The organism is Cupriavidus sp. 01L46, from assembly GCF_056399905.1.
In genome coordinates this window covers 1-8,868 of sequence record NZ_JBFTSF010000263.1, presented here as the reverse complement: position 1 = coordinate 8,868, position 8,868 = coordinate 1, and the positions used below count along the sequence as shown (strand labels likewise).

Below are 8,868 nucleotides of genomic sequence, written 5' to 3'. Positions count from 1 at the left end.
CCGGGCAAACTCATCACCGGCGTCGAGGCGACCGGTGAACACCAAAGCAGGCTTAAATGTTCCAGCGATCCGCGATGGCCGCCAGACGCTGCCTGAGATCGTCGAACTCGCCGGACAAGCGCAGCGTCAGCGAGACATAGCCAGCCCATTGCGGCGCAACGGTGCCCGCAATTCGCGCAAGCGAACAAGTACCGCGCGGCGCCAGGCGCGCCACCACGCCATGGGTCAACGCGCGCGCCATGCCGATCAGCATGGCGCTGACGCGGCGGTTTTCTTCGGCAAGATGGTCGCGCACGAATGCCTTGGCCTCTTCGTCGTCAACGCGCGGGCGCGTGGCCGCGAGCACTTCCAGCAGGCTGATGCACACGCGCATGCCGTGCTGGATGGCTTCGAGCTGCTCCATCGAGACATTGATCTCCTTGGCCACCGACGGCATCAGCGATCGCAGCTGCACCAGCAAGCTGCCTTGCAGCACCATGGCCTGCTGCAGCACGGCCCGGTCGAAGCCCGCATCGTTGACGATGGCCGCGTGCATCCTGGCGCAACTGCGCAGGGCCTMGGCCAGCTTGTAGCGCCACGTATAGGTGGCGTGCAGGGGCAGCGCAAAGGAGAACAGCAGCGCGATCGCGATGCCAATCAGCACATCCGCCGCGCGCCAGAGGCCGTCCGCAATGGCGTTCTCGCCATGGCCGGCGACGATAAAGATGGTAATGGCGGAGAGCAGCGCCACGTAGCCACMCTTGCCGATCGCGTGATACGCACAGATGGCGCAAGCGATCACGATCAGCGCGTAGCTGAGCAAGGGCGCGTGCAAATACGATTGCTGCAGGATGATCACCAGCCCCGCGCCCGCGCCGATCAGCGTGCCGAKCGCTCGCTCGGCCGCCTTCTTGCGGATATTGCCGTGGTGCTGCAGGCCACCGATGACCACCAGCAGCGTGATCGATGCCCATTCGCCATGAGGCAGGTGGATGCCGGTGGTCAGCGCAATGGACGTCAGCAGGCCAAGCGCCACCCTGGCTGCATGAATCACCTTGGCATGGCGGTAGCGGCGCGCCGGATCCAGCACCGGGCGCAGCGCACGCCGCAGCATCGGATGGACGCGCGYGAGCAGACGGGTRATTCTKGGCAGCAACATCGGCGACCTGGCTGACAGCGAAGCGGCGCYGGGCGCAATCGCCCGGCTGGCACCGGCAAAGTACGCTAGTGTCCTCTGCCTTTCACCGTAAGGCAACCGGGGCCCGGGCACGCTGGCACGCGCCCTGCGCCACCAGGCCTGACGGCAGCGTGAAGATGCGGGGGGCGCGCCGCCGGGGCCGCCGGTTGACTGCGATGGTGGCAATGGCGACGCAGGTGAATGCCAGACAGGCAAGGTCGATCTTGATAAGGAGTCGCCGCATGGCCCACTACTKATCGCTTACAACGGGCGCCATCATGAAGAACGTAAATTGCATAGTTTCGCTCCTTACACTAGGCTCAATCACACTGAGGGGGCTTACACTCTCCGCCTGGAAGCGAGCAAGATCAGCGTGCACTCGACCCGATGGATGCCTCGGTTTTTCCTTGTCCTAAGTTGCGCGATAACGTCGCTCTCAGGTACGTATGCATCGCATAGCGAGGCACAGGGCGCCGGCGATGCAGATCTGGTCAAACGAGGCCAATACCTGGCAACGGCAGGCGACTGCGTGGCCTGCCACAGTGCGCCAGGCGGGAAGCCTTATGCAGGCGGACTGTCACTTCCAACGCCCCCTGGTGCCATTGTTTCGACGAATATCACTCCATCGAAAACCCATGGCATCGGCAACTATTCACTTGCAAAGTCTACCGATGCGTCGCGCTAGGGCGTGCGTGCARACGGGCAACGCCTGTACCCGGCGATGCCATACACCTCCTATGCGCTGGTAACGGATGAAGATGCGGCGGCGCTGTACGCCTATTTCATGCATGGCGTAGCGCCTGCACTTCACGTAGTCATGAATTGCGATTGCAAGCTGTCGCCAAAGTGACATTTACGCGGTCGCGTGATAGCACACGTGCAAGTAGTGCGAACGCGGACGCTATACGCCTATCTGAAAGCGACGACGCATCATCCTGAATCGCGGATAGGCACATTGCCCCCTATACTGCAACTTCATATATCTCTACCTGCGAAATGGGATGACGATTGCGCGATGGCGTAAGGCATCCAACATATTCACAATCGGAGGTTGCCATGAATCCGCTCGTCCAAGCCCTGACTACCTGCGGCGCAGCGCTGCTGGCGGAACTCGAAACAATCTACAAGGATATCCACCAGCACCCAGAACTGTCGATGCAAGAGGTTCGCACCGCCAAGCTCGCGGCCGATTACATCGAAACGCTGGGCTACGAGGTGACGCGCGCGGTGGGCGTCACAGGCGTCGTTGGCGTGTTGCGCAATGGCGAAGGCCCTACCGTGATGTTGCGTGCCGACATGGATGCGCTACCCATGGCGGAGAATACGGGCTTGCCCTATGCCAGTACCATCAAGGCAAAAGATGAAGATGGTGTGGAGGTGGGCGTGGCCCACTCCTGCGGGCACGACCTGCACGTGACCTGGTTGATGGGGGCATCACGCATTTTTGCAGAGCATCGCGACGCCTGGAATGGCACTGTCATGCTCGTGTTCCAGCCCGGCGAGGAAGTGGGCCGGGGTGCAGCGAGCATGGTCCAGGATTGGGGGGAGGGGCGCTTCCCCAAGCCAGACATTATCTTGGGGCAGCACGTGATGGTAGGACTGAGTGGAACGGTCTGCTACCGCCCAGGTGTCATCCTGTCAGCCGGTGACAGCTTGAAGATCAAACTATTCGGTCGCGGGTCACATGGCTCGCAACCGCAGACCGCCATCGATCCGGTGATCATGGCCGCCGCCACCACATTGCGCCTGCAAACCATCGTTTCGCGCGAAATCTCGCCGCTGGATAATGCCGTGTTGACCATTGGCTCGCTGCAGGCCGGCACCAAGGAAAACATCATTCCTGACGATGCCACGATCAAGCTCAATATGCGCACCTTCGACGAAGATGTGCGCGAGCACATGCTGTCGTCCGTCAAACGCATTTGCTGCGCGGAGTGCGATGCCTCCAATGCTGAGCGGCCGCCCGAGTTCACCACCCTCAGCAGTTACCCGCTAACCGAAAACGACGATGCGTCGACCCGGAAGATCGCGGCAGCCTTCAATGCGCAGTTTGGCGACCGGGCCTATGAGACGGCTCCGGCGTCAGCCAGCGAAGACTTCAGCATCTTCGGGCGTACGTGGAACGTGCCATACGTTTTCTGGTTCGTCGGCGGAACCGACCCCAGTGTGTATGCGCAGGCCAAGAAGGACAAGCAAATCAATAAGATACCGAGCAATCATTCGCCCAAGTTCGCACCGGTCGTCCACCCGACGCTGGAAACGGGGCTGCAGGCCATGCTGACGGCGGCGTCTGCCTGGCTTTGCGCTCAGCAAGCGGCATGATGGAACACGGTCTCTTTGTCTTGGTCGACCTGTTCGGTACCTTCGCTTTTGCAGTCAGCGGAGCCCTTGCCGCTGAACAGAAACGCCTMGATCTGTTCGGTGTCGTCGCGATCAGCTATATGACGGCCTGTGGCGGAGGAATCGTTCGGGATCTCTGCCTGGGATCGTTACCGCCGGTGGGCATTTCAGATTGGCGGTATCTCGCGACCTCGGTGTTGGCCTCGGCAATGGCAATCTGGGCGCGTCCAATCGTTGACCACCTCAAGCATCCCGTCGTTTTTTTTGACTCGCTTGGACTGGGCTTCTTTGCGGTCGTCGGCGCACACAAGGCGCTGCTGCTTGGCCACAACATCGAGGTTGCCATCGTGCTCGGCATGGTGACGGCTGTTGGCGGTGGCGTGGTGAGGGATGTGGTGCTCAATCGCGTACCGATCATCCTGCAGAAGGAAATCTATGCGCTCGCCGCACTGGTGGGCGCAGCCATACAAGTGCTTGGACAATTCATGGAATGGAGGGTGGCAGTCACGCCTTGGTTTGCGGCGTCGATCTGCTTCGCGATCCGCCTGCTTGCCCTGCGCTATTCCTGGAGCCTACCTGTTTTCCATAGGCCGGACGCCGCGTAGTCAGCTTTCAAAAAAAGGCCGGCATATCTGCCGGCCAAGCGTCCTTGCGCCCAGTGAACAAAGGCAAGGTCGATATGACTTGTCTCCAGCGAACCCCGACAGCGCGCTGGCTGATATCGCGAGCAGTATTAGAAGCGGTGACGCACGCCAACCATGGCGCCGGTCTGGTTCTGGCCAGGCAGGGTGTTCATTGCGTTGGTCACGCCGTAGGTTGCCTGCCCTTTGTTCTTCACGTAGCCGAGGAGCACGTAGGCGTCTGTGCGCTTGGACAAGGCGTAGTCGGCATTCAAGACGTACATCCACGAACTGTTGCTGTCCTTGCGGGCGTCGGTGTAGTACGCCGCGCCGGTCAGGCTGAAGGCGGGAGTGAACTTGTACAGCGCGCCAAGCCAGTACAGGTTGTCCTGGCGGACTGCGGTCGCGCTGGTGAGTTCGTCGCGCATCCAGCGGTAGCCGGCGAACACCTTGGCATCACCGAAAGCATAGGCACCGCCAATCGCGGCGCGCTTGGCTGCTGCGCCGGATGTGCCGACAGTGCTGCCCTGGTATTGGTCATAGGCGACACCCACCGACACCGGACCGTTGGCATACGCCAGGCCACCGCCGAAATTCTTGCCAACCCGGAAGCTGCCCGGCACTTCACCGCCGTTCGTGACGTTGCTATCGCGGCCGAAGCTGTAGAAGCCGGTTGCGGTCAGGGCGCCGAACTTGCCGGTGTACTTGACGGCGTTGTCGGCGCGGCCATTGAAGCCCTGGGTATCGACCGAGTTGAGCGAGTAGCTGCTGCCGGCCGCCATCGGGTCATAGGCGGTGAACAGGTCATACAGTGAGTTTTGCTGGCGGCCCAGCGTGATGGCGCCCAGGTCGCTCTGCAGGCCGACATAAGCCTGGCGGCCGAACAGGCGGTTGCCCTGGCCGGACTTGCCCGTGTCGATGTCAAAGCCGCTTTCCAGCACGAAGAGGCCCTTCAGATTGTTGCCGAGGTCCTCCACGCCACGAATGCCCCAGCGCGAACCAGAGAGGCCTCCGGACGTCACGCCCGTGACCGAGCCGCCGCCGTTCGGGCCTTGCACATGGCTCTGAAAGCTAACGCCGGCATCGGCAATGCCGTAGAGCGTTACGCTGGAAGTGGTCTGGGCGAAAGCGGCACCGGACATGGAGCAAKCTGCGGCGGCGGCCAATGCGAGGAGAGTTTTGTTCACGGTCATTTCGGTTTTCTGTTTGAGCGAGTAGTTTTCCGCCGCCGTCGGAGAGGCAGAGCGGAGAAGCGAAGGAATGCCATCCCTCGATGCGACCGCTGCATTCTGAGGCGGTTATGTGACAGGATTAGGTAAACAGTCGCGTCATGATGGCAATTATTGTTCCGAAAACAGGAATAACTGTTCGTGCACGTAGCAAATGGAGGCATTGCTCTGATGCCGTGGGGCAGGAGATCGAGCGCACTTCGCTGTGCGCATGAACGCAAAGAAGCCGCTGTTGAGGGAAGCCGTTAAAAGGCCTGGGAGGCCGGCGCAACCGCGTATCGTCTTCGTAGCAACGAGACGGAGGCTGCCATGCGATGCACGATCGCTCTTGTGCTCGATGATGGTGATGGAACCGCGGTCAAGCGTATCGCAGTCATGCGGCTTGATCGGRCCGCCGGAAGTCAGACCTCCGGCGACGTAGGACTGTCCCTGGCTGAAGGCAAGTCAATGGTCGATTGTCAATTGCATCCAGCAGGTGTTCGTTGTCGAACAGCTCGAACGCTTTTGCGCGTCGAGTAGAGCGTGCGTGGTCTGTGGCGTGCTCCGTTGTGGCTTTGGCTCATCCTCCGGTAAACAACTGGCTCGGCGCGATATACACCCGGATCCCCTTGGCCTGCGCCACCTCCGGGAAGATGGTCCTCATATCGACCGAGGTCCCGCCGATGGCCTCCAGGAACGTCCAGCCGACGGTCTTGTCGCCAGCGCGGAAGGCCACCGTTTCGCCGGATGCCACGTTCACGTAGTTCATGCCCGGGACCAGCGTGACCGTGCGGGTCGTCGTGCTCACGTCGGCGGGACTGCCAAACAGAGCGGCGACGCKGGCGGCTTTCGTGGCCGGCGTGGGCGCCGTGGCGCTCCAGGCGGAGGGACTGGCGGAGGCGATGCCGAGGAGGGAGAGTGCCAGAGCGGCGGCGAGCGTTTGCTTCTTGTTCATCGTGTTTCCTTGTGCCTACCCTTGTCAGATTTGGGTACACGAGGAAAGTGTAGCGACGATGAATCTATTCTAAAAATGATATATTCATCGCGTATTCAGTCGCTTTTTTCATGCTCCGCAGTGACACCGGCAGCTACACCACCGGGGCGACATCCTCCCGCGTGGCGGCAACACGCGGATCATTGAGCAGGAATTGCACGAATGCCGCCGTGAAGGACGGCAGCTTGCCTTCGGCGCGCACGATCAGGTTCAGCTCGCGGCGGGCCCAGGTTTCCGCCAGCCGCACGCCAGCTATCCGGGCTTCGCGCAGGGCCGCCGCGGCCACGCTGCGCGGCACCAGCGCCACGCCCACGCCGGCTTCGACCAGTGACAACGCGGCCTCGAAGCTATGGGCGTGCAGCCGCACGTTGGGGGTTTTTCCGGCGCGCTGCGCCATGTCGCGCAGGAAGAGGAAGTTGCTGCTGCCGCGGCTCATGCATACGAAATCGAAATCCAGCGCGGCACCGAAGCGCAGCTCGGCCTGGCGCGCCAGCGGGTGGCCGTTGGGCACCGCCAGGATCAGTTCGTCCACCGCGTAACGCACGGCACGGACGTCGCTGGCATCGATATCGCCGGCCAGAATACCGATATCGGCCTCCTGCGCGGCCACGGCGCAGGGAACCGCTTGGCTGGCGCGCTCTTCCAGGTCGATGTTGACGTCCGGGTTGGCGGCCAGGAAGCGGCTCACGCTGGGGATGATAAAACCGTTGAGCGAGCTGCTGTTGGCCAGCAGCCGGATATGGCCCTTGAGTCCGGCGGAAAAGCGCCCGACCTCGCCATGCATGCGCTCCACGCCGCGCAGCAGTTCGCGCACGTGCACCAGCAAGGTCTTGCCGGCAGGGGTGAGTTCCATGCCGCGCGCGCTGCGCACGAACAGGGCCGTGCCCATCGCGTGTTCGAGATTCTTGAGGCGGTAGCTGGCGGCGGACGCCGTGATGTGACTGGCAGAAGCACCACTGGACAGGCTCTGCGCTTCTGCAATCGCCTGGAACAGGCGCAGGTCGGTGAGTTCGTAGCGCACTGTGTCTCCGGGGGCTGACTTGTTGCTTCGCTGCTTGCCACTTGAGGCTGCGCGCGAGACAAAGCAGCCGGCCCCGCGCAAAGGATGCTCATTTTAGAGCATTGCGCGGGGCCGGCCCCGGGGACGCGGGGGATGGAGATGCGTGCTTAGATCAGCGTCAGGCGCACGTCGATATTGCCGCGCGTGGCATTCGAGTACGGGCAGACCACGTGCGCCTTGTCGACCAGGTCTTGCGCGACGGCGCGGTCCAGGCCGGGCAGCGCGATGTTCAGGTCCACCTCGATGCCAAACCCGGTGGGGATGGCGCCGATGCCGACCTGGCCGGTGATGGCGGTGTCGGCAGGCAGTGCCACCTTGTCACGCGCCGCCACGAACTTCAGGGCGCCGAGGAAGCAAGCCGAGTAGCCAGCCGCGAACAGTTGCTCCGGGTTGGTGCCGGCACCACCCGCGCCACCCAGCTCGCGCGGGGTGGCCAGCTTGATATCCAGCGCGCCATCGGACGACACGGCGCGGCCGTCACGGCCTCCGGTTGCGGTGGCGGAAGCACGGTAGAGGACTTTTTCGATCGACATGATGACACTCCTGGCTAGTTGATAACACTGGCTCATCGAGCCTTCGGTTGGAGAAAGCCTGTTCGCTTTCCATATTTAATAGCTAGCTATTAAATAGCACGCTATATATTAGACAATCAAAACGGGCTGTCAAGTTGTTCAGCCCGCCGTCAGCCGCCGCGTCAATCGCGTCAATCGCGTCAATCGCGTCAATCGCGCCGGCGCTTTGATCCTTACCCGCCGGCCGCTATGGCAAACCGCTCGCGCAGCTGGTCCAGCTCCGCCTTCACGGCCACCACCTGATCGACGCTGCAGCCCGAGGCACACAGGACCGCGCGGGGCACTGCCTCCGCCGGCTCCTTGAGCGCATGGCCTTCGGCGGTCAGCGTGACGATGACCTGCCGCTCGTCGGCAACGGCACGTTCACGCCGCAGCAGTTGCTGCGCTTCCATGCGCTTGAGCAGCGGGGTCAGCGTGGCCGAATCCAGATGCAGGCGGCCGCCGATTTCCGACACGGTCAGGCCATCGGCCTCCCACAGCACCATCATCACCAGATACTGCGGATATGTCAGGCCCAGTGGCGCCAGCAGCTTGCGGTACAGCTTGTTCAGCGCAAGCGACGTGGCGTACACGGAAAAGCAGAACTGCTGGTCCAGAAGCAACGCCGACGCGGCATTTGCCGTGGCGCCGGGTGCTGCCTGCTTGGTCCGGGAGGTGCGTTTCGTGTCCATGGGCTGAAATATACATAGCGCACGATTTAATTGCAAGCTATTTTTCTTGCCAAACCAACGCTTGGCAAAGGTAAAGGTGAAGGTAAAGGCCTTGCAATGCCCTTAGCTACCATCACGCCCAGTGAAACGGCCAGTCGCGGCAGGCGACAAGAACGCGGCGCGCTTGCCGCCAGGCCAGCCGGCTTGAAACGCATCAAGCAGGAAAAGGGTCCGTCGGCGTGCCCTGGTGAAACGACATCTGCCAACC

At 62.1% G+C, this 8,868-nt stretch carries 9 protein-coding genes and 1 pseudogene; 4 read left to right on the top strand and 6 right to left on the bottom strand.

The annotated features are described in order from the left end of the window. Positions 1-52: 52 nt before the first annotated feature. Positions 53-1,138, bottom strand: a complete 1,086-nt coding sequence (locus tag AC1DS3_RS30620) for an FUSC family protein (protein WP_477128602.1) — start codon at positions 1,136-1,138, stop codon at positions 53-55. Between the two features lie 1,074 nt (positions 1,139-2,212). Here AC1DS3_RS30620 and AC1DS3_RS30615 point away from each other — a divergent pair. Both AC1DS3_RS30615 and AC1DS3_RS30610 read left to right on the top strand, forming a co-directional pair. Next, positions 2,213-3,478: a M20 family metallopeptidase gene (locus tag AC1DS3_RS30615; protein ID WP_441640822.1), complete on the top strand. Its 1,266-nt coding sequence runs from the start codon at positions 2,213-2,215 to the stop codon at positions 3,476-3,478. After that, entirely contained in the window at positions 3,475-4,101 is a 627-nt protein-coding gene (locus tag AC1DS3_RS30610; RefSeq protein ID WP_441640821.1) for a trimeric intracellular cation channel family protein, read from the top strand. The genes AC1DS3_RS30615 and AC1DS3_RS30610 overlap by 4 nt, the downstream gene beginning before the upstream one ends. Before the next feature lie 128 nt (positions 4,102-4,229). Here the strand turns inward: AC1DS3_RS30610 and AC1DS3_RS30605 are convergent, their stop codons facing one another. Further along, entirely contained in the window at positions 4,230-5,303 is a 1,074-nt protein-coding gene (locus AC1DS3_RS30605; RefSeq protein ID WP_477128601.1) for a porin, read from the bottom strand. Between the two features lie 351 nt (positions 5,304-5,654). Here AC1DS3_RS30605 and AC1DS3_RS30600 point away from each other — a divergent pair. Then, a pseudogene (locus AC1DS3_RS30600) lies at positions 5,655-5,892 on the top strand (ISKra4-like element ISBusp5 family transposase); the annotation flags it as partial. A gap of 12 nt (positions 5,893-5,904) precedes the next feature. On the opposite strand, the gene AC1DS3_RS30595 reads toward AC1DS3_RS30600, so the two are convergent. From AC1DS3_RS30595 to AC1DS3_RS30580, 4 genes are all read right to left on the bottom strand, one after another. Then, positions 5,905-6,279: a CzcE family metal-binding protein gene (locus AC1DS3_RS30595; RefSeq protein WP_477128600.1), complete on the bottom strand. Its 375-nt coding sequence runs from the start codon at positions 6,277-6,279 to the stop codon at positions 5,905-5,907. 133 nt (positions 6,280-6,412) lie between these two features. Further along, positions 6,413-7,339 (bottom strand): LysR substrate-binding domain-containing protein, encoded by a 927-nt coding sequence (locus tag AC1DS3_RS30590; RefSeq protein WP_441640818.1) that lies wholly within the window; start codon positions 7,337-7,339, stop codon positions 6,413-6,415. A 146-nt stretch (positions 7,340-7,485) separates the two neighbouring features. Next, positions 7,486-7,911 carry an organic hydroperoxide resistance protein gene (locus AC1DS3_RS30585; protein WP_043353183.1) on the bottom strand — a complete coding sequence of 142 codons (426 nt, stop codon included), beginning with the start codon at positions 7,909-7,911 and terminating at the stop codon, positions 7,486-7,488. Between the two features lie 212 nt (positions 7,912-8,123). After that, positions 8,124-8,621, bottom strand: coding sequence for a MarR family winged helix-turn-helix transcriptional regulator (locus AC1DS3_RS30580; RefSeq protein WP_477128599.1), 498 nt, complete (start codon positions 8,619-8,621; stop codon positions 8,124-8,126). A gap of 30 nt (positions 8,622-8,651) precedes the next feature. Between AC1DS3_RS30580 and AC1DS3_RS30575 the strand changes: the two genes are divergently transcribed. Further along, positions 8,652-8,868, top strand: a 217-nt coding sequence (locus AC1DS3_RS30575) for a hypothetical protein (protein WP_477128598.1), incomplete at its 3' end; no start/stop codon positions are given.

What these genes read in the sequence shown, in the direction of transcription:
- AC1DS3_RS30615 (WP_441640822.1), top strand. Translation starts at nt 2,213, where the DNA reads ATGAATCCGCTCGTCCAAGCCCTGACTACCTGCGGCGCAGCGCTGCTG.
- AC1DS3_RS30585 (WP_043353183.1), bottom strand. Translation starts at nt 7,911, where the DNA reads ATGTCGATCGAAAAAGTCCTCTACCGTGCTTCCGCCACCGCAACCGGA.
- AC1DS3_RS30580 (WP_477128599.1), bottom strand. Translation starts at nt 8,621, where the DNA reads ATGGACACGAAACGCACCTCCCGGACCAAGCAGGCAGCACCCGGCGCC.